Raw genomic sequence first — 18,404 nt, 5'->3', positions numbered from 1 at the left:
GACGGAATGAATCTCAACGATACGTCGAAAGACCCGGCAGCAACGCCCTCGACACGGACACACCATGACGACTCTGGTACTCGGAGCCACTGGTTTCATCGGCTCAGCAGTGATGAACCAGCTGGTTTCCCGGGACAGAAACGCTGCAATCGGTTTCGTTCGCACGGACAGCGCAGCCAAACAACTCAGCCGCAACGGAATTGCCGCCGCTATCGGCGACATCAACGAAAGCGCCTCTCTACGAGTTGCAATGAGCCAGGCGTCGACCGTCATTTGCTGCGTGTCGTACGTGGGCGACGACGAACAACAGTGCGTTCACGTCAACGAACACGGCATACGAAACGTTGCGTCGATCGCCGCCGCCGTCGGCGTCGAACGGCTGCTCTACGTCAGCACCGCCGCGGTGTACGGGCCAGGCCCGTTTCGAGACCTGCCCGTCAACGGCGCACCTCTCAAACCCCTCTCACCTGCCAGCCGCACGCGCGCCCTCGCCGAGGAGTTCGTGCGCGACGCCGGAGGCCTCGTCGTCCGGCCCCATCTCGTGTACGGACCCGGCGACAGATGGTTTCTGCCGACACTGACGCGAATCGTCTCTCGACTCGGCTCGATCATCGACAATGGTAGCGCGATCCTGTCAGTAGTCGACGTAAACCTACTCGCCCGATCTATCTACAAACTGTCGACAGAACAGCAATTTCGCTACGGCTCAACACTTCACGTCAACGAACCTGTCCCGCGGACAGTCATCGACCTTCTCGAGCATCATGCGCGGGAGACCAATTGGACTCTGCCCCAAAGCTCTATCCCCCGCGCCGACGCAGTGAAAGCTGCTGCCCAGCTGGGTCTCGACATGCACAAGATAGACATGATCAGTCTCGATCACTGGTTTCGGTCGAGACTGTACTGATGACACAAAGGTTGCTCTCGCCAAAACAACTGCCTCCCAAACTTTTCAGTTCTCATTCGGGATCTTCCTGCGCAATGAACAGGACCTATTGCGCTGTCACTACAGACGAACAGTGCGAGCACTGATGGACGAAACAATGGCTGCCCAAATACGGCAGTGGTCGCGCCCACCAACAATGGCCGCGTTCACGCGACTGGCAGCAGCCGGGGGTTCCCTTCCGTCCACCTTCGCCGCCGAATGCAGCGTGTGACGATCTACGTCGTGCGCGACGAACCGGCCAGGAGCTCTGACATCACGGGAGAAACCTCTCCATCTCGCCGACCTCGGCTACCGTCATCTGAACCAGAAAACGGGAGAACAGATGCTCACTGCGGATATTTTGCTGTCGGGACCGCGCGGGCGCCGGATGCTGCTCGCGTATGCGATCGACGCCGAACGCACCCTGCGGCCCGAGCCAGGCGACGGTATGTTCCGCATCAGCGCTCACCGGGCGGCTTATCACCTCGACGTCAGGCAAGGCACCTCCCGAGTGTTGTTCGGCCCGGGCGCCGAAGAGGCCCGGCGGACAATAGTCACCGCCGAGGATGTGGCGCGTAGCCTCTCGGAAATCTCGCTCCCCGACGTCACCGCCGTCGATCTACGCTCCGCCCTCGCAGAAGCCGTCGATGCGGCACGCTACTGGCAGGAACCCGACGGAGAAGACGTCCTCGTCGCCACCGAGGTTATGCAAGATGAGCTTCGACGCGTCGCGGAGCACATTGCCGGCTCCGAATGCGCTCGGTGGTGGTCAACCTCGCTCGCCTCATCCGACCAATGGTCGATCATGAGCAGAGGTGAGGAATCTCCGGACACAGACGAAGTGCCTGCTGCGCAACAACTCCTCAGCGAGTGGCGCACGAGCACCCTGGAATCGGAAGAGAGAGCTGAACGTGACCGCCCGGTGGATCCCGCGGCGAACTGGTCAGGTTATTGGTGGTCGAATCCACCCACTCAGGATTCGACGAGGGCGCTGTTCGACGGGACTCCGGCGGGCTTGTGGTTCGTCGAAGACAGCATGGGATGGGAACGGGTCGTCGTGCGAGCATTGCGGCCACCGACTGGCGCACGCATCTACGAGATCGACAGCGCACAAGCCTGGTCGGATCTGTGCAGACGGTTCCCACTCGAGGTCACCGCGGAGAAGCGGCACGATTGGTACCGGACGACCGGCCGATCAGGCAGGTGGGTCATCCCGGACTGGGTGCAGGTCGCGGAAAGTTTTGAGGGAGTGCACCTTACCGTGACGGGATACCTGGCGGCGGCAGGAACCGCGATCGAGGTCGATGCCGACACGGCGAGCGTCATCGCGGGCTGGGCACCCGACGAAACATACTGGTTCACCGATGCTGCCACCTACATCTCCGAGCCGTGTGTTTGGGTGCTGCACGACGGCCCGGAAGTGACCGACCAGCCCGCATGGACGCTGGAATCGCAGCAATGACCCACACGTGAGGGTCTGCTAGGCATGAGATTCCGTGAGGAATCGATCGCAGTTGCCCTCCGGGTCGGGTCAACCTCAACGGCCTACCGAGTTGCACCCGGCCCATCCCCGACTGGTGGATCGGAGCCGGAAGTCGATAATGAGGGCATGAACGAGACACAACCCCACAACCTCGAACGAGAGCGCTGGCGCACGCTGCCAACTCCACCGTCGAACGAGTTGATCGAGATGGTCGGGGACGGACCTTCGAGCGCCGACTTCGACCCTGCTGCACCAATGGCACAGCAGGGGTGAGACAGTCACGACATTCCGGTATCCCGCAGGGTGATGTTCAGCCGCCCGGACGGCAGACCAATGTCGGGACTTGCACTTCCCGCAATAACTTTCGGCACTCCGTGATACGCGAACCGAGACTCCCCACCGAAGACGAAGAGATCACCCGAATGGAGTTCGACGTCGGTGTACGGCTTGTTCCGATTCTCGGAATTCCCGAACCGAAAGACACAACTCTGCCCGACGCTCAGTGAGACGACGGGAGCGTCGCAGCGCTCGTCCTTGTCCTGATGCATACCCATCCGAGCGCCCTCGTCGTAGAAATTGATCAGCGCGGTGTCCGGCGTGTACCGCTCCCCCACAGTCGGATCATCATAGGCAGCGGCAACTGCGCTACGGCCGAGGCCGACGAGCCAGTCGGGCACAGCGGCAACCGGTTCACCGTTCACGTCGTCGGCGGTGCGCGTGTATTTGTACGGCTGCCAGTGCCAACCGAGACAGACTGTTTGCACCGACATCTTGTGCCCACCAGGGACGACGGCCGAGCGCATCGGCACGGGCGCGGTCGCCCACCGTCGGCACTCGGCCACCAAGGTGCGCTGTTGTTCGATGCTGAGCCAATCCGGAACGAGAATCGCCCCTGGCGCCACTTCCATTCGTGGCCGAGGAATCAGAGCGTTCATGAAATCCACGCTAATCGGTTTCGAAGCATTGACACCCTCCGCATGGACTCGTATCGTAATCAACAGATTGGTTGATAAAGGAGATGGTTGACAAGTGATCGTGGATCCAGGGGCAGACGAGCGTCTCGACAAAGCGTTCATGGCGCTCGCCGACCCGGTACGACGGCGGATCATCGCCCGCCTGAGCACCGGTCCCCAAACGGTCAACGAGTTGGCCGAGCCATTCGAGATCACGAAACAGGCCGTCTCCAAACATATTCAGGTACTCGAAGCCGCGGGTTTGGTCACCCGCAGCCGCGAAGCCCAGAGGCGGCCGGTACATCTCAACGCCGCAACTCTCGAGGCTTTGACCGCCTGGATCGACCGCTATCGACTGATCCACGAACAACAGTTCCGCAAGCTCGATCACCTACTCAGCACCACACAGAAGGAGACTTAGCCATGGCTACCACCAATCCCGTCACCATCACGGCTCCTGAGGGCGTGCCGTACATCGACATCACCCGCGAATTCGACGCACCCGTCAGCGCCGTCTTCGCAGCTCATTCGAATCCCGAACTGGTCAAGCAGTGGCTCGGCCCCAACGGTTACGAGATGGAAATCGACGAATACGAGTTCGTGAGCGGCGGTCGATACAAGTACGTCCATCGCAACCCCGAGGGCGAAGAGTTCCGGTTCAACGGTGTATTTCATGTTGTTCGCGAGAACGACTTTGCCATCCAGACTTTCGAATACGAGGGATTTCCCGACGTCGTCAGCATCGAATCGATCACGTTCGAGGACCTGGGCAACGGACGCACCCGTCTCTCCGGCCATTCCGTATATCCGAGCCTCGAAGCGCGAGACGGAATGATCGAGAGCAATATGGAGCTCGGCGTCACCGAAGGTTACGAACGCCTGGACAAGATCGTCGCGCAACTCTGACCACCTGTTTGCCCGAACCTCTTCAGCGAAAGGCAGTTTCATGGACTGGACCCTCGAAGTAGTCATCGTTCCCGTCAGTGACCTCGACCGCTCCATCGAGTTCTACCGTGACAAGGTCGGTTTCGATCTCGACCACCACACCGTCAACGAACACATGACGGTCGCCCAGCTCACTCCGCGTGGTTCGGGCTGCTCGATCGTCATCGGCAACCTGCCGTCGCAAACCGAGATGGCCCCTGGTTCGTTGAAGGGATTGCAGTTGGTCGTGGCCGACGCTGCAACGGCTCGCCAAGAGCTCATCGACCGCGGCGTCGATGCCAGTGAGGTCACCGTCTTCGACGAGCGCGACGGGGGCACCTTCTTCGGATTCGCCGACCCGGACGGCAATACCTGGGCTGTCCAGCAGCTGAAGGTCCGCGGCGACAAGCCGCTCATTCCGAAGGAGTACCGCGACCGCTTCGGCGCGTAGCAACTGCCTTCCAGGCTGCGTAACCTTCGGGCATGCAGACGGCACAAGGGCGATAGCCGGCCGCAATCGCGGTCGGCTCGTCCGCGAAGAACACCCGACTGGCGACATACCCACCACGCGCGATTGCCTGCGCAGCCCCTCGACAGTCGAGTCGACCGTAGATCTTCGTTTTCCGGTGCCCACCAAGCACACCGGGCGTCGAACTCTCGTAGGGTTTGTTGCGAGCGTCGCGGAGAGTGTACGTTTTACTCGGCATCATGAAGCACCAATCCCAATGTTCGACGCGTGCCGGAGTGCACCACACTGACACCATGTCGCACAGGGGCTCTCGACCACCCCCGCGAACTCTGCACCGGTCGATCCCGCGTGGTGAAGATCAACGCGTGACCTTGCTCGAGAACTGTCACCGTCCCTTTCGACTGGGCACGCGGCCGCTGTTCCACGAGCAAGAACTCGCCGCCGGCGTGGTCGATGCGAGGTCTGTCGAGTCCGATCACGACTTGCAAGGGAAACACCAACTCTCCGTACAAGTCCCGATGCAATGCATTCCAGTCACCAGGTCCGTAGGACAGAAGGATCGGGGTAGGGCGATTCTGACCGGCGTCGTGACACTGATCGATCCATTCTTCGAATGAATCCGGCCACGGTGCACCCTCGCCCAGCTTGAACGCCCACTCCCGCGCCACGGGCAGCAGGTGTCGGTAGAAGGCGGATCGCATAGCCGTGATCGGCTCCGGTACGGGATCGCCGAAGTACCGGTACTCCCCCTGGCCGAAGCGGTATCGAGCCATGTCGATGGTGCTCCGGAACCGGTCGACGTCCGAGTACCAGGAAGCAATTTCGCGGCACTCCGACTCGTCGAGTATCGGCGCCGTCTGGGCACACCCACTGGAGTTGATTCCCTCGATCAGCGCAGGCCAATCGAGGGAATCAACTCGAGCAGACAGATCGGTGAAGAGGTCCATACGTCGTAGACGACGCGGCGGTCAGGAATGTGAGAATGCCAGCAGCTGGTCAGCCAGATTGTTGTACGTACGGGCGATCCCGGCATAACTGAGCACGGGTTCCGGATTCCAGGTCCCGATCTTTCCCGCCTTCACCGCGGGCAAGTTGGACCACGCAGGATTGGTTCCGAGCGTATCCAGTTGCAAACTGGACGGCCGATCGTCGAGGAAGATCATGTCGGCCGGATAGTGGTCCGCCATCTCCCAAGCCAGTTTCTCGACGTAGACCGACGATCCCTCGGCCGGATCGACGACGGCAAGTCCCAATCCCGCCAGGTCTGCGAGGATCGGGAATCCCGAAAGACTGACACGAATCGTGTCCGGATCTGCGGACGCGAACAAAACCTGTGAATTATTCAGCGAAGAAGCAACTTCGGAGATCCGCGCACGCGCAGCGTCGTAGTCTTTTCGCTGAGCCTCCATATCCTGGTCCGCTCCGAGTTCCACGGCCAGTTCCGCGATCTCTTGCACAGTTCGGTCGATGGTTCCTGCTGCCGTTTCCACGAACAGTACTGTCGACAAGCCTTTCACCGCATCCAAGTTCGCCTCGTCTAGTAGTGCCGAACCACGCAACTGAGGGACGATGACGACGTCCGGCTCCAGCGCAGCGATCTTCTCGAGTTCCACTTGTCCCCAGAGCTGCCCGACCATGTCGGTCTTCGAGAAATCCAAGTTGCCGGAGATGCTGGTGTCCGTTGATCCCGGTGATCGTGTCAGCGCCCCGAAAACACCGACAGGCACCAGTCCGTAATCCCAGAGAGCACCCGCGATACCGGTGTAGGTGACAATTGTCCTTGGCGGTGAATCCAATTCGATCAGGTTGCCGCGATCATCGGTGAAGGACCAGCCTGCATCGCCTTCACCCCCGGCGTCTGCGCCCGAACGCGAGCAACCGGCCGCTGCCAGCGCAGCAGCCAATCCTGCTGCAGCGCCGAGGAACCTGCGGCGACTCCAGTCCATCTCGAGACGCCGGTGCGGTCGTGGAGTGAACAGCGTGGTCATGTGTGTGCCCTTTCGGCGATTGGCTGAACTGTTGCAGGAGTTGACGAACGAGAAAAGAGAAGGATCGATACCAAACCCGTGAGCATTCCGACGCCGGCGCAGAAGACCAACGGCCACAGCAAGGCGAACTCGTCCGGACCGGCGAAGAGAGAGCCGCACAACGCAATTCCGACGGCAAGCCCGAATTGACGCGACGAGTTGGCTGTCGCCGAAGCCGTTCCGGCGCGCTCTGCCGGGGCGTCCGACATCGCGGCACTCGGCAGCACCGGCGACACCATCGCGGAACCGACACCGGTCAGAATCAGCCCGGCGATCAGCGATGGCCAGACCGGCTCGGCGAGAACGTACAGCATGGCCACGCAACCGATTCCGCAGAGAACCGTCCCGAATCCGAGCGACAGTCGAAGGTCGACTCGCTGAAGCCGTGATCCACACAGCGCCGACACGAAGACAAAAGCGAGCGGTTGAATCGAGAGCACGAGTGCGGCCGCCGATGCCGACAGTTCCAGCCCGTTCTGCAGCCACAATGAAAGGACTACGAGCGGGCCGTAGGCCGCGAGGTAGTACCCGAACGCAGCGACGAGGACGCCGTCGAATTTCAGGGATCGGAACAATGCCGGATCGAGCATCGGACTGCTGCCTCGACGCTGCCAGGACACAAACGCCGTCAGCGCACCGATTGCGATCAGGAAGGCAAGAACTGTCGACGACGAAGCCCACCCGATGTCGCCGCCCCACGTCACGCCGAGAACCGCGGCAACGGCAGCGAGGGTGAACAAAACGATTCCGGCCCAGTCGATGTTGTCGTCGCCGCGCTCACTGTCGGCGAAACAGAACACAGCCATTGCGAGCGCTACTGCGGCCACGGGGATTCCGAAATAGAAGACCGCACGCCAGTCGAAGAACTGCGTCAGCAGCCCTCCTGCAACGTTCCCGATTCCCGCCGCCAATCCAGCGACGGCGCCCCACGCAGCAAAGGCGACGTGACGATCGCGGCCCGAATATGCGTCGCCGAGCAGAGGCAGGAGCGTCGCGAACATTGCCGCACCGGCAATTCCTTGCGCGCCGCGAGCTGCGACCAGAACCGTGACGTCCGGGGCAATCGCGCACACGGCCGTTGCAACCAGGAACACGACCAGTCCGCAGATGTAGAGGCGTTTACGTCCCCACGCATCGCCGAGCGCGCCCATGCCCACCAGAAGCGCGGCAAGAGCCAGCGTGTAGGCGTCGACGACCCAGGACATCGCGCCCGTACTGCCGTCCAAACCGACTGCGATGGCCGGCACCGCGATTGTCGTGATGGTGGCGTACGTCAGTAACAGGAAAGTTCCGATGCATGCGGCGATGAGCGGCAGCCATCGTCGTGCCGACATGGTCAACCTCCGGATAGGGCGGCAAGTGCGCCCTAACTATGGAGGTTCAAGTCAACTTGAAGTCAAGCGCCGCTTCGACGCGTATGTCGAGCTGCTCGAGCAACCACGGGCACTGCATCGGACGCTCTTGCCGACACGTCAGGTGATGCTCGAGGATCAGTTTCGCTCGCGTAGCAGCGGCGATCTGCGCCTCGAGTGTCGACACTTGATCTGCGAGAACCGTCGAGAACTGGTCGGACGTGGTGTCGGTTTCGATGAAGGACCGCACCTGTTCCAAGGACATTCCCGTCTCGGTGTACATCCGGATCAATGCCAGCCGGCGCAGCTCACGCTGCCCGTACCAGCGTTTGCCGCCAGTTCGCGACCGCGCGGACAGCAGTCCTTCATCCTCGTAGTAGCGCAAGGTCGACGCCGCAATTCCGAACGATTTTGCAACCTCGCCGATCGGGATCAAGTGCTCACGCATTCACCGATCGTAGGCTGAACGCGTAGGCGGTTCCGGCAGTTATGTGTGACTTGGCATACTGACTAACGGAAGGGGTCGCGTAAGTGATCTCACGGCAAAATGCTGGATGCGCTCGTAGAACGAGGGAGAGCTGTGCTGGATCCAACGCGACCTGTCGGGCCGTACTCGTCAGGAGTGCCCGCCACTGCCCTCGAAGTCCACATGCCGGACCTCGAACGCTTCGGCCTCGCCCAGTTGTGGCGTTCCGCGATCATCGCCGTCGTGTTGTCGACGTCGATCATGCTGGCACTGATCGTGTGGCCTTTCCGCAAGCGTGGACGCACGTGGGCTGACGCTGCCTCTGACGGGATGGTCGACGGCTTCATCGCTCTGGGTCCCACCTTCGTCAAGCTCGGCCAACTGGTCGCGTCGTCGTCCGGCCTGTTTCCGGCCCCCGTCGCCAATGCATGTCTACGTTGCCTCGACGACGTTCCGTCATTCCCTGCCGAGCAGGCCAGAAGCGTCGTGCACGAGGACCTCGGATACTCCGTAGACGACCTGTTCTCGAAATTCGACGACGTACCTCTCGCGGCCGCGTCGGTAGCGCAGGTACACGCGTGCGTTCTGCACGATGGCCGCGAGGCCGTCATCAAGATCCAGCGTCCGGACATCTATGCGCGGATGCTGATCGACCTGCGGGCAGCGTACTGGGGTGCGAACATCCTCGAGAAGTTTGTCGAGTTCCTTCGAATTGCCAATGCCACCGCCATCATTCGCGATCTGCACAATGCAACGATGACGGAATTGAACAGCGCGGTCGAGGCCGACCGGCAAACCACATTCCGGAACAACATCAGCGCATTCGGTGACAACAAAGGAGTCACGACACCGGAGGTGTACTGGGACTACTGTGGTCCCCGCGTCATCTGTATGGAACGCATGCGCGGCGTTCCACTGGATCGGTTCGTCGCCGGTCCGGACGGCATCGACGAAGCCCGCATGCTGATCCGGCGCGGAGTGAAGGTCTGGCTCGAATCAGTCATCGTTCACGGTCCGTTCCACGGAGATGTCCACGCGGGAAATTTGTGGGTCCTCGACGACGGCCGGATAGCGATGCTCGACTTCGGCATCGTCGGCGTCCTTCCCGAGACATGGAGATCCATCCTTTCCGACATGTTCCGAGCCACCCTCATCGACGGTGATTTCGCCCGTGTCGCCCGCGGAATTCGATCCTTGGGATATGCAACCGACTACGAAGTCGACGACGATCAGCTCGGCATGCAGGTCGCAACGGCCCTGGCCCCGATTCTCGGCCGTGACCTCGGTGAACTCAAGCTCAGTGAATTGATCATGGCACTGATTCAGTTGGGCAAGCAGTGGGGTGTTGCGAGTCCCGAGGAATTGGTTCTTTTCGGTAAACAACTCGGATACTTCGAGCGATATGCGACGGCGTTGGCACCTGGTTGGGTGATCGGACAAGACCTTTATCTGTTCAAGAACGTTTTTCCAGAGGCAGTCGCCGAAAAGGTGCAGGAACTCGGCATCACCATGCCTGACGAATGAATTTGTCCCCTATTTCCTTATTCTGCATTTCGTCTGTCGGGGTTAGCCTGTAATGACCCACCGGCCGAGGAGCAAATGTGCAGCCACTTTCTGTAGCCCTCCCGCAAGCGTCGACAGGTCCGAGGAATAACGGGCCGAGTGTCGGCACCACCCTCGGCGCCCTCATGCATTCCACGGACAAGTCCGTGATCGAACTTCTGGAAAGCCCGGATGGACTCGATGTCGAAATCCGTTCGATCGCCCTCGTCGAGTCCTCCGATATCGACGGCACCGACAGCCGTGGTGCGATCTCCGACATCTACCTCCCCGTAGGGGTGCCCGAATCGACGTTGACGCAGTGGCTGCGAAAGTTCGAAGGCAGGCCGGCGAGGCGTCGCCCGAAGCTTCTGCTCGTCAAGAATGCGCGCGAGGCGACGACGGTTCTCACCGCCGCACGTAACATCGGGATCGCAGTGGCCGCGGTACATCCGCAGGCTAGTTCCGGGCACGTCTATTCGCTCGTACTACGGCTTCTGACACAGAGCATGTACCGTTCGCGGGCCGTCGCAGGAGTTGTGGCCGGTGGTGATTCGGATCTGTTCGCGCTCTCGGAAACGATCGCCGAATTGACTGGCGGACTCGTGACGATCGACGACACGGCACTCCACGTCATCGCATATTCCTCTGCTCACGAAGGCGAAGACGAACTCCGTCAGCTCTCCATACTCGGCCGGGAGTGGCCGATCGAATACACCGAATGGATAGAGAGCAGAGGCGTGTTCGAGCATCTCAGGCGATCGGACGAGGTCATCAGTCTGCCCTCCGAGCCGAGCATCGGAGCCGCGCAGAGGCTGGCTGTGAGCATCACCCGCCCGGACCTGTCAGCGCCGACGGGTTCTGTTGCACACCAACACAATCTCGGCAGCATCTGGGTGCAGCGCGCCTCTGAACCTCTTTCCCACGACGCCCAAGCGGTATTGCGGGGTGCAGCGGCGGTCGCCGCACGCATTCTCATGCGTACCTTGGACGCCTCCAGCCGCGAGAATGCCCAAGTGCAAAGGCTGTTCGGTGTTCGCTCCGGTGGGGTCGACATGCACTCGCTGGCCGGTTCTTTCGGCATCAACACCGACGGACCGTCTGCGGTCGTCGGATTTGCGACATCACTCTCGCCCGGATCGAATCTCGATCGAATCACCAACGCCTTGCGCCTGCGCGCCAGCGCATTCCGCAGCGACGCGGTCACGACGATCATCGACAACCGGATCTACGTATTGTTCCCTCAGGCCGACCACGAGGTCGCTGTCAGCGACTGGGCTTACGACACCGTGCGAGTAGTCGAGGACCGTGCGGGCATCAGCGTGCGCGCCGCCGTCGCGGTCCCGATCGCGCGGTTGCACGGCGTACCCGAGGCGCGTCGAGAGGTGGACCGCGTGCTCGATACCACCGATGATCACGAAACCTCGAAGGTCACCACACTCGCGGCGTCACGCACCGCGGTATTGCTGGGCGAGATACTCGACCTCGTTGCTGATCACGAGCGATTGCGAGACCCTCGTATCGACAGACTCGTCTCCTACGACGACAAGAACACCTCTGACATGCAGTTCACGCTCACGGCCTACCTGACAGCTTTCGGGGATGTGAAGAAGGCCGCCTCGTCTCTGAAAGTACATCCGAACACGCTGCGCTACCGCATTCGGCGCGCTGAACAGATCATGGGCATTTCGTTGGACGAGCCGGACACACGACTGCTCACCGAACTGCAACTCGCCATCTTGGGACGCACCCCGGACGAGTCTGAAAGATACGAAACGTCCGATCAGTGAGATAGGCCTCGAGCCCGTCCTGAACTCTCGAGTAGACAACTGAGGAAGCCGAAGAACAACTCTTACCTCAGGAGATACCTTGCGCACTCGTGGAGCCGTCATTCGCCAAGCACCAGGCACATACGAGGTGGTCGATCTCGAACTCGATTCACCCCGCAGCGGCGAACTCACTGTCAAGATGGTCGCCTCCGGCCTGTGCCACTCGGACGATCACATCGCCAGCGGCGACCACGGAGTCGGCCGCTATCCCATCTGCGGTGGACACGAAGGCGCCGGAATCGTCGTCGAGGTCGGGCCGAACACCGAAGGATGGTCCGAGGGCGATCATGTCGTGTTCTCGTTCCTCGCCGCCTGCGGCCGCTGCCGTTGGTGCGCAAGCGGAATCCAGAACCTCTGCGACAACGGTGCCGCCATCATGACCGGCAGCAGGCCGGGCGAAACCTACAGTTACAGAATGTCTCTCGACGGTCATCCAGTCGCACAAACCTGCGGCCTGTCCACCTTCAGTGAATACACCACGGTCAGCACTCTCTCGGCCGTGAAAGTCGACAAGCACCTGCCGCTCGACGCTTTGTGTCTGCTCGGCTGCGGCGTCGGAACCGGTTGGGGCGCCGCGGTCAACTCCGCTCAGGTGTACCCCGGGCAGACCGTCATCGTCATGGGAGTCGGCGGAATCGGAATCAACGCGGTACAGGGCGCCTCGCATGCCGGCGCCGCCCACGTGATCGCGGTGGACCCGGTTGCGTTCAAGCGCGACAGTGCATTGAAATTGGGGGCGACCCATGCCGTGGCCACCATGGAGGAAGCCACGGACATCGCGCGCTCGTTCACCAACGGCCAGGGCGCGGATTCCGCCATCGTCACCGTCGGCGTCACCACCGGAGAACATGTCGCGCAGGCGTTCTCGTCAATCCGCAAGGCAGGAACTTGCGTCGTCACCGGTCTCGGGAAGATGACGGACATCGGCATTCCCGTGAGCCTGATGGAACTCACCTTGTACCAGAAGAGAATTCAAGGATCCTTGTTCGGCGCATCCAATCCCACCGCCGACATTCCCTGGATGATCGATCTCTATACCAGCGGCAAGCTCGAACTCGACGGACTCATCACCAACCGGTACAGCCTCGACCAGATCAACGACGGTTTCGCCGACATGCATGCCGGTCGCAACCTCCGCGGAATCATCACCTTCTGAGCGAGATCTCTCCGGACTTGACGCATACGCCAGTCCGGAGAGATCCTCACATCTGCGTCACCAGGCGTTCATGGTGTCGAGAATTTGTCCTCTGGCCATCCACAATTCAGCAGACCAATACGGCCAGGAGTGAATCCCGGCGGGCGGAAAGCTGTACGTCGCTGGGATTCCCATGGATTTCAGACGAATCTCGAATGCACGCGCATGCACCCACGAGAGCGCCTCCAGCCCCATACCCGTCGCCGTGTGGAAGTAATCGATCGGCGCAGACGGATGATCGTACGGTCCCGGGATGCCGTTGGACGACGAAATGTACATCGACAGTCCGCGAAGCGATTCCGCGTTGACGAACGGGTCGTTGCGAAGCCACCCGGATGACCACGGCGGGCCCCACATCGAATCGACGTTGTACCGGCCGGCGTCGAACATGGCTACGCGGATCGCCTCACGCATACCCGGGCCCGAGATATTGATATAGCCGGACAGCGAGCCCGCGAACTTGAACTGATCCCGATGATGCCCCGCCAGGTTCAACGCGGCACTGCCGCCCATCGACAACCCGATGATCGCATTGTTGGTTGGTGAAACACCATACCCTGCAAGGAAGTCCGGAAGCTCGCGTGTGAGAAATGTTTCCCACCTGTACGTTATGGGCTGAGCATTGAAATTGGACGGCGCGTACCAGTCCGTGTAGAAACTCGACTCACCGCCGACCGGCATCACCAACGTGATGTTGTCGTTGCGGTACTGATCGAGTGCGTTGGTTTCGAAACTCCAAGCATTCCTGTCGTTTTGCGCGCGAAGACCGTCAAGTAGGTACAACGCGGCGTTGCCGCCCCGCGCGGCCCACTGCACCTGAACCTTGATGTTTCCCATCGAAGACGGGACCCACAACTCGTCGTAACCACCCCATGGCGCCGTGTGCGCCGGAGTAGCGCTCGCGGCGGTCGGACCGAACATGCCGCCGAGGAGGAATATCGACAACAACGCCGCTACGAGCACCCGCGCCCGCCGTGTATTGCGTTCGGGCAACCTGAATCTGATTCTCTGCAAGGTTGTGTCTTTCCCCGAAACTGCGCATCAAGAAACTCGCTTCGGTAAGTGCATCGTCGGTTCCACTGTCGACGTGTTTGTCCCTTTCCGGGGGCTCCGGTGTTACAAAGTCGAGGTCATCGCAACAATCGGACAACTGTCGTGCCGAGCGAATCCAGGTGGCGAAAAGCACAATTCACGAAGCACGCTGAATGCGCTCACTCAGCCGAGTGACGAAGCGATCGCATCACGACCTGCGGCAGCACACGCTTGGTCCTGCATTCCGTCCGGTGCACCACCGACACCGATGCCGGCGATCGACGCGGATCCAGCCTTCACAGTGACTCCACCTGCAAGGAAGAGAGTGCCGGGGAGGTCGGCGATGGTCGATCCCTCGCCTTTGGTACGCTGCGAGAGGTCACTGGTGTCGGCTCCGAAAGCTGCAGAGGTGTACGCCTTCTCACGTGAGGCCTCCACCGTGTGCTGGGCTGCGTTGTCGGCGCGCACCATGGCGATGACATTTCCCGCACGGTCGACGACGGAGACGGTGACAAATCCGAGCCCGTCCGCCCGGCATTTTGCCAGGGCCGCACCAGCAGCCTTCACTGCTGCGTCGGCGCTGAGTCGATTCTGAGTGACAATCGCCGAATCGCCGGTCGCAGCAGGCTGCTGCGTGGCAGAAATCGACGTCGTGCTCGATGCGTTCGCCACCGGTGTGTCGGTGGTCGAGCACGCGGCGCTGGCAAGGATTGCGACAACCGGAACGGCGACAGCGAGCGTACGGGGAAGTCGTGTGTAAATGCGGTGGTTCATGTCGGGCACACTTTCAGTCGAATGGTTCGAAACCGTCCACTACAGCGTCGCGTCCGAGTGCGGGTGCGCACATCGGGCGCTCGGGTGACGAACCGTGCCCCGTCTGGTTGTGCAGATATCATCCGAATGGTTGATACGACGGCCTGGCACCCTCCGTAATATTCGAGGGATGAGTAACGGAGCCATGAACGCCGACGCCGAACTCGGCCTGCGCGGCCCGTTGGCATATGCGATCCACGCGTCGTTCTTCGTACTGCTGTCCACGTCAGGAGTCCGGTACGTCACAGTCCACGGGACCAGCGGTCGGTTCGGGGTGGTACTCGTCCTGGCCGTGGTCCTCGCCTTGCTCTACGCCGTCATGGCTACGGTGTCTTCGCGAGATGTGGTTCGCCAACGACTGTGGATGTGGCCGGTACTGAGCACCTGGGCAGCGCTGGTCTGGCTTGCACCGAGTTTCGCGTGGTGTGCGTTCCCCGTTCTCTTCCTCTGTATTCGTCTGTACCCGAGCAAGATCGCCTACCCCCTCGTCGGGATCCTGGGCGTCCTCGCCGGAATCGCGTTCTACCGGGTCACCGGTCGTGCCGAATTGGTGACACTGCTCGGACCTCTGTGCACCGCGGCACTGGTCGCGGCAGCGTACGGGCAGATGGAACGAGATGCCCGAGAACGCCTTCGGCTTCTACGTCAGGTAGCAGAAGCGCAATCTGCATTGGCAGATACCGAACGTGCTGCCGGCGTTGCCGCTGAGCGAGAGCGCCTCGCGCGCGAAATCCACGACACCGTTACTCAGGGACTGGCGAGCGCTCTTCTACGACTCGAGGCAGCCGAACAAACTTGGAATACAACGGGTTCGCCGTCTCGAGCCGATATCGATGCCGCGGCAGAGAATATCCGCACGAGCCTGATGCAGAGTCGCGACCTCGTCCACGATCTGGCACCGACCAAGGGCGGTACGGGCGACTTCGACGCCTTGGTCGTGGCCGCCGCCCGCCAGTTCGTCCCGACCGTTCGGATCCGCACCGTCGGTGAAGCCGTCATCTTGCCCTCGGACGTAGCTCATGCCATCGTGCGAGTGGTCTCGAGCGCGTCCTCCAACATCGCCCGCCACGCTCGCGCCGAAACGGCGGGCGTGACGATCACGTATCTCGACGACTCCGTCTCCGTGGACATTTTCGACGACGGCGTCGGCTTCGATCCGGGAAAGCTCGCCGACCATTCTCGGTACGGTGGATACGGCCTACGTGCGATGCGAAGTCGCATCGCACAGCTCGGCGGATCGTTCACCGTGGAAAGTGCACCGGGAGACGGCACCGTCGTCGCGGCCCAGTTCCCTCTCGAACGGAGGATCCGGTGACCACCACCATTCGCGTGTTCCTCGTCGACGATCATCTGGTCGTGCGAGCCGGGCTGAGAGCGCTGCTGAACACTCAGCCGGACGTCGAAGTAGTCGGCGAAGCATCGTCCGGTGAGGGGGCGGCCACGGCGATACCGTCGGCCTCACCGGATCTGGTGATGATGGATCTGGACATGGGCACCGGCATGCACGGTGCAGAAGCGATCAAACGCTTGCGAAGCGACGGTGTCGATGTTCCCGTACTGGTTTTCACGACGTACGACACCGACGCCGACGTCGTGCGGGCCGTCGACGCCGGTGCCATCGGTTACCTACTCAAGGACTCAACGCCCGACGAGATCTTCGGCGCGGTGCGCGGCGCGGTAGCCGGGCGCAGCGTTCTCTCTCCCACTGTGGCCTCTCGTCTTGTCCAGCAGATGCAGCGCCCGCAGGAAGCGCTCACCGCCCGTGAGTCCGAACTGCTCAGCCTGCTCGCCGAGGGGATGACCAACCGCGAGCTGGGTAAGGCACTCTTCATCAGCGAAGCGACGGTGAAAACACACCTCGGGCACATCTACGCCAAACTCGGCGTCGATACCCGCTCTGCCGCAGTGTCCGTCGCATTGCGCCGCGACGAAATACGCTGACCCGCCCGCCCGCGCAGGCTCTACTTGATCGAAGATCCGTGCTGCGTCAACGGCATGACCTCGATGGTCATGTACGGGAACAGGGGCAGGTTCCAGAGAATCTCATGGAGTTCGTCAGCCGACTCGACGTCGAAGATGCTGATGTTGCTGAACTGTCCCACAATTCGCCACAGATGCACCCACTTTCCCTGTCGCTGAAGGTCTTGCGAGTACGCCTTCTCCGTTGCGACGGTATCGGCACGAACTGCCGGATCCAGGTCGCGCGGAATATCGACGTCCATCCGAACGTGAAAGAGTGCCATGGTTTTATCCTCTAGTTCCTGGTCCAGGTTTTGACGGCGTCCATGTTCAGTTCGACTCCCAGGCCAGGCCCGGCGGGAAGGTGCAGCTGACCCTCGGAATACTTCAGGGGTTCCTGAAGCAACTCTTCACTGAAGAGCAGTGGGCCGAAAAGCTCTGTTCCGAAGTTGATTCCGGGCTCAGCGCACGCAAAGTGCAACGAAGCCGCGGTACCGATCGGACCCTCGATGGACGTCGCACCGTGGCACGCGATACCGGCGGCCTTGGCAATAGCGACGATGTCGCGGCTGCGCTGGAGGCCACCACACTTGGTGGTCTTGAGGGCGATGACATCGGCGGCGCTCCGGCGGGCGATTTCGAGAGCGTCGTGTGGGGTCTGCACACTCTCGTCGGCCATGATCGGAATCGGTAGTAGCCTGCTGAGTTCGGCGAGGACCTCGATTTGGTCTGCCGGAGTGGGCTGTTCGATCAGTTCGACTCCACCGTCTGCGAGTTGTGGCAGGTACCGCAGCGCCGTGAAGCGATCCCACCGCGCGTTGACGTCGACGCGGACGCCGGCGTGGCCGTCGAGCGCCTGCGCGATGCTGACGATGCGCGCGACGTCGACCGCCGGGTCGAGTGCTCCCATTTTCAGTTTGAAGCTGAAATTGAGCCGGGATTCGAGCTTTTCGTGAGCTTCTTCGATGATCTCGTCCGCCGGCGCAGCACCCAGTGCCCACGTGACGTCGACACTCTCGCGGAAAGCCCCGCCGAGGAGCGTGTGCACGGGGACTCCCAGGCTACGAGCCCAGGCGTCGTGCAACGCCACGTCGACGGCGGCCTTCGCGAATCGTGCATTGGCAACAACTTTTTCGATGTCGGCCATGATCGCGGTGATCTGATCCACGCGCCTGCCGACCACCACCGGCGCGATGTACTTCTCGATGATGACCTGCATCGTCTCCACCGATTCGCCGCCCCACCACGGACCGCCCGGAACGACACCTTCGCCATATCCGATAACACCGTCGGATGTGCGAATCGCGACCAGCAACAACGGCTGCGCCGTCATCGACGTGGTGGCGAACTTGTGGGGGCGAACCAGCGGAACGTCGAGGATGGTCGTCTCGATGGAGACGATCGACAGGTCTGTCATCAAATCACTTTCTTTCGAACA

21 protein-coding genes are annotated in these 18,404 nt (G+C 61.4%); 11 read left to right on the top strand and 10 right to left on the bottom strand.

The genetic code is table 11. The features are described from left to right. The first annotated feature begins 64 nt into the window (after positions 1-64). The 3 genes from QMA15_RS17970 to QMA15_RS17960 all read left to right on the top strand — a co-directional run bounded on the left by QMA15_RS17970 (position 65) and on the right by QMA15_RS17960 (position 2,681). The gene (locus QMA15_RS17970; RefSeq protein ID WP_290285632.1) at positions 65-907 is read left to right on the top strand and encodes an NAD-dependent epimerase/dehydratase family protein; all 843 of its coding nucleotides are present in this window, start codon (positions 65-67) and stop codon (positions 905-907) included. Between the two features lie 361 nt (positions 908-1,268). Continuing rightward, the gene (locus QMA15_RS17965) at positions 1,269-2,387 is read left to right on the top strand and encodes a hypothetical protein (RefSeq protein WP_113682663.1); all 1,119 of its coding nucleotides are present in this window, start codon (positions 1,269-1,271) and stop codon (positions 2,385-2,387) included. 147 nt (positions 2,388-2,534) lie between these two features. Then, on the top strand, positions 2,535-2,681 hold the full coding sequence (locus tag QMA15_RS17960; RefSeq protein WP_021345755.1) for a hypothetical protein: 147 nt from the start codon (positions 2,535-2,537) through the stop codon (positions 2,679-2,681). 5 nt (positions 2,682-2,686) lie between these two features. On the opposite strand, the gene QMA15_RS17955 is transcribed toward QMA15_RS17960, so the two are convergent. Next, entirely contained in the window at positions 2,687-3,343 is a 657-nt protein-coding gene (locus QMA15_RS17955; RefSeq protein WP_031333828.1) for an alpha-ketoglutarate-dependent dioxygenase AlkB, read from the bottom strand. A gap of 94 nt (positions 3,344-3,437) precedes the next feature. On the opposite strand from QMA15_RS17955, the gene QMA15_RS17950 reads away from it, so the two are divergent. The 3 genes from QMA15_RS17950 to QMA15_RS17940 are packed head-to-tail and all read left to right on the top strand — an operon-like array spanning position 3,438 to position 4,736. Continuing rightward, positions 3,438-3,782 carry a metalloregulator ArsR/SmtB family transcription factor gene (locus QMA15_RS17950; protein ID WP_021331798.1) on the top strand — a complete coding sequence of 115 codons (345 nt, stop codon included), beginning with the start codon at positions 3,438-3,440 and terminating at the stop codon, positions 3,780-3,782. A gap of 2 nt (positions 3,783-3,784) precedes the next feature. Beyond that, on the top strand, positions 3,785-4,267 hold the full coding sequence (locus tag QMA15_RS17945) for an SRPBCC family protein (protein ID WP_019745615.1): 483 nt from the start codon (positions 3,785-3,787) through the stop codon (positions 4,265-4,267). Positions 4,268-4,307: 40 nt separating this feature from the next. Beyond that, positions 4,308-4,736 (top strand): VOC family protein, encoded by a 429-nt coding sequence (locus QMA15_RS17940; RefSeq protein WP_021345757.1) that lies wholly within the window; start codon positions 4,308-4,310, stop codon positions 4,734-4,736. Here QMA15_RS17940 and QMA15_RS17935 read toward each other — a convergent pair. The 5 genes from QMA15_RS17935 to QMA15_RS17915 are packed head-to-tail and all read right to left on the bottom strand — an operon-like array spanning position 4,699 to position 8,581. Beyond that, positions 4,699-4,992 carry an Ada metal-binding domain-containing protein gene (locus QMA15_RS17935; protein WP_078377346.1) on the bottom strand — a complete coding sequence of 98 codons (294 nt, stop codon included), beginning with the start codon at positions 4,990-4,992 and terminating at the stop codon, positions 4,699-4,701. The genes QMA15_RS17940 and QMA15_RS17935 overlap by 38 nt on opposite strands. Next, a complete protein-coding gene (locus tag QMA15_RS17930; RefSeq protein WP_060937875.1) occupies positions 4,982-5,701 on the bottom strand; it encodes a 2OG-Fe(II) oxygenase in 720 nt (239 codons plus the stop codon). The genes QMA15_RS17935 and QMA15_RS17930 overlap by 11 nt, the downstream gene beginning before the upstream one ends. A gap of 21 nt (positions 5,702-5,722) precedes the next feature. Beyond that, entirely contained in the window at positions 5,723-6,742 is a 1,020-nt protein-coding gene (locus QMA15_RS17925; protein ID WP_290285622.1) for an ABC transporter substrate-binding protein, read from the bottom strand. Further along, positions 6,739-8,115 (bottom strand): MFS transporter, encoded by a 1,377-nt coding sequence (locus tag QMA15_RS17920; protein WP_290285620.1) that lies wholly within the window; start codon positions 8,113-8,115, stop codon positions 6,739-6,741. Before QMA15_RS17920 ends, QMA15_RS17925 begins: the two co-directional genes overlap by 4 nt. Positions 8,116-8,161: 46 nt before the next feature. Further along, positions 8,162-8,581 carry a MerR family transcriptional regulator gene (locus tag QMA15_RS17915; RefSeq protein ID WP_007729752.1) on the bottom strand — a complete coding sequence of 140 codons (420 nt, stop codon included), beginning with the start codon at positions 8,579-8,581 and terminating at the stop codon, positions 8,162-8,164. Between the two features lie 132 nt (positions 8,582-8,713). On the opposite strand from QMA15_RS17915, the gene QMA15_RS17910 reads away from it, so the two are divergent. The 3 genes from QMA15_RS17910 to QMA15_RS17900 all read left to right on the top strand — a co-directional run bounded on the left by QMA15_RS17910 (position 8,714) and on the right by QMA15_RS17900 (position 13,123). Further along, entirely contained in the window at positions 8,714-10,123 is a 1,410-nt protein-coding gene (locus tag QMA15_RS17910; RefSeq protein ID WP_290285619.1) for an AarF/UbiB family protein, read from the top strand. A 77-nt stretch (positions 10,124-10,200) separates the two neighbouring features. After that, positions 10,201-11,928 (top strand): helix-turn-helix domain-containing protein, encoded by a 1,728-nt coding sequence (locus tag QMA15_RS17905; protein WP_290285617.1) that lies wholly within the window; start codon positions 10,201-10,203, stop codon positions 11,926-11,928. Positions 11,929-12,007: 79 nt separating this feature from the next. Further along, positions 12,008-13,123 (top strand): NDMA-dependent alcohol dehydrogenase, encoded by a 1,116-nt coding sequence (locus tag QMA15_RS17900; RefSeq protein WP_290285615.1) that lies wholly within the window; start codon positions 12,008-12,010, stop codon positions 13,121-13,123. A 57-nt stretch (positions 13,124-13,180) separates the two neighbouring features. Here the strand turns inward: QMA15_RS17900 and QMA15_RS17895 are convergent, their stop codons facing one another. Together QMA15_RS17895 and QMA15_RS17890 are read right to left on the bottom strand one after the other, a co-directional pair. After that, positions 13,181-14,176: an alpha/beta hydrolase family protein gene (locus tag QMA15_RS17895; protein WP_020971029.1), complete on the bottom strand. Its 996-nt coding sequence runs from the start codon at positions 14,174-14,176 to the stop codon at positions 13,181-13,183. Between the two features lie 201 nt (positions 14,177-14,377). Beyond that, positions 14,378-14,968, bottom strand: a complete 591-nt coding sequence (locus tag QMA15_RS17890) for a heme-binding protein (RefSeq protein ID WP_021331790.1) — start codon at positions 14,966-14,968, stop codon at positions 14,378-14,380. Between the two features lie 184 nt (positions 14,969-15,152). Between QMA15_RS17890 and QMA15_RS17885 the strand changes: the two genes are divergently transcribed. Together QMA15_RS17885 and QMA15_RS17880 are read left to right on the top strand one after the other, a co-directional pair. Next, positions 15,153-16,322, top strand: coding sequence for a sensor histidine kinase (locus QMA15_RS17885; protein ID WP_031330745.1), 1,170 nt, complete (start codon positions 15,153-15,155; stop codon positions 16,320-16,322). Beyond that, positions 16,319-16,948: a response regulator transcription factor gene (locus QMA15_RS17880; RefSeq protein WP_290285613.1), complete on the top strand. Its 630-nt coding sequence runs from the start codon at positions 16,319-16,321 to the stop codon at positions 16,946-16,948. The genes QMA15_RS17885 and QMA15_RS17880 overlap by 4 nt, the downstream gene beginning before the upstream one ends. 20 nt (positions 16,949-16,968) lie before the next feature. Here QMA15_RS17880 and catC read toward each other — a convergent pair whose 3' ends face one another. Both catC and QMA15_RS17870 read right to left on the bottom strand, forming a co-directional pair. Then, positions 16,969-17,250, bottom strand: coding sequence for a muconolactone Delta-isomerase (gene catC / locus QMA15_RS17875; RefSeq protein ID WP_021331788.1), 282 nt, complete (start codon positions 17,248-17,250; stop codon positions 16,969-16,971). Between the two features lie 11 nt (positions 17,251-17,261). After that, positions 17,262-18,383, bottom strand: a complete 1,122-nt coding sequence (locus QMA15_RS17870; RefSeq protein WP_019745627.1) for a muconate/chloromuconate family cycloisomerase — start codon at positions 18,381-18,383, stop codon at positions 17,262-17,264. Positions 18,384-18,404 lie beyond the last annotated feature (21 nt).

The organism is Rhodococcus sp. APC 3903, assembly GCF_030407755.1.
GTDB lineage: Bacteria > Actinomycetota > Actinomycetes > Mycobacteriales > Mycobacteriaceae > Rhodococcus_F > Rhodococcus_F erythropolis.
This window is presented reverse-complemented; position numbering and strand designations above follow the sequence as displayed.

Excerpts from the sequence above, each read along its gene's own strand:
- QMA15_RS17930 (WP_060937875.1), bottom strand. The coding sequence starts at position 5,701 with ATGGACCTCTTCACCGATCTGTCTGCTCGAGTTGATTCCCTCGATTGG.
- QMA15_RS17925 (WP_290285622.1), bottom strand. The coding sequence starts at position 6,742 with ATGACCACGCTGTTCACTCCACGACCGCACCGGCGTCTCGAGATGGAC.
- catC (WP_021331788.1), bottom strand. The coding sequence starts at position 17,250 with ATGGCACTCTTTCACGTTCGGATGGACGTCGATATTCCGCGCGACCTG.
- QMA15_RS17935 (WP_078377346.1), bottom strand. The coding sequence starts at position 4,992 with ATGCCGAGTAAAACGTACACTCTCCGCGACGCTCGCAACAAACCCTAC.
- QMA15_RS17920 (WP_290285620.1), bottom strand. The coding sequence starts at position 8,115 with ATGTCGGCACGACGATGGCTGCCGCTCATCGCCGCATGCATCGGAACT.
- QMA15_RS17890 (WP_021331790.1), bottom strand. The coding sequence starts at position 14,968 with ATGAACCACCGCATTTACACACGACTTCCCCGTACGCTCGCTGTCGCC.
- QMA15_RS17940 (WP_021345757.1), top strand. The coding sequence starts at position 4,308 with ATGGACTGGACCCTCGAAGTAGTCATCGTTCCCGTCAGTGACCTCGAC.
- QMA15_RS17885 (WP_031330745.1), top strand. The coding sequence starts at position 15,153 with ATGAACGCCGACGCCGAACTCGGCCTGCGCGGCCCGTTGGCATATGCG.
- QMA15_RS17965 (WP_113682663.1), top strand. The coding sequence starts at position 1,269 with ATGCTCACTGCGGATATTTTGCTGTCGGGACCGCGCGGGCGCCGGATG.
- QMA15_RS17870 (WP_019745627.1), bottom strand. The coding sequence starts at position 18,383 with ATGACAGACCTGTCGATCGTCTCCATCGAGACGACCATCCTCGACGTT.
- QMA15_RS17955 (WP_031333828.1), bottom strand. The coding sequence starts at position 3,343 with ATGAACGCTCTGATTCCTCGGCCACGAATGGAAGTGGCGCCAGGGGCG.
- QMA15_RS17915 (WP_007729752.1), bottom strand. The coding sequence starts at position 8,581 with ATGCGTGAGCACTTGATCCCGATCGGCGAGGTTGCAAAATCGTTCGGA.
- QMA15_RS17945 (WP_019745615.1), top strand. The coding sequence starts at position 3,785 with ATGGCTACCACCAATCCCGTCACCATCACGGCTCCTGAGGGCGTGCCG.
- QMA15_RS17960 (WP_021345755.1), top strand. The coding sequence starts at position 2,535 with ATGAACGAGACACAACCCCACAACCTCGAACGAGAGCGCTGGCGCACG.
- QMA15_RS17970 (WP_290285632.1), top strand. The coding sequence starts at position 65 with ATGACGACTCTGGTACTCGGAGCCACTGGTTTCATCGGCTCAGCAGTG.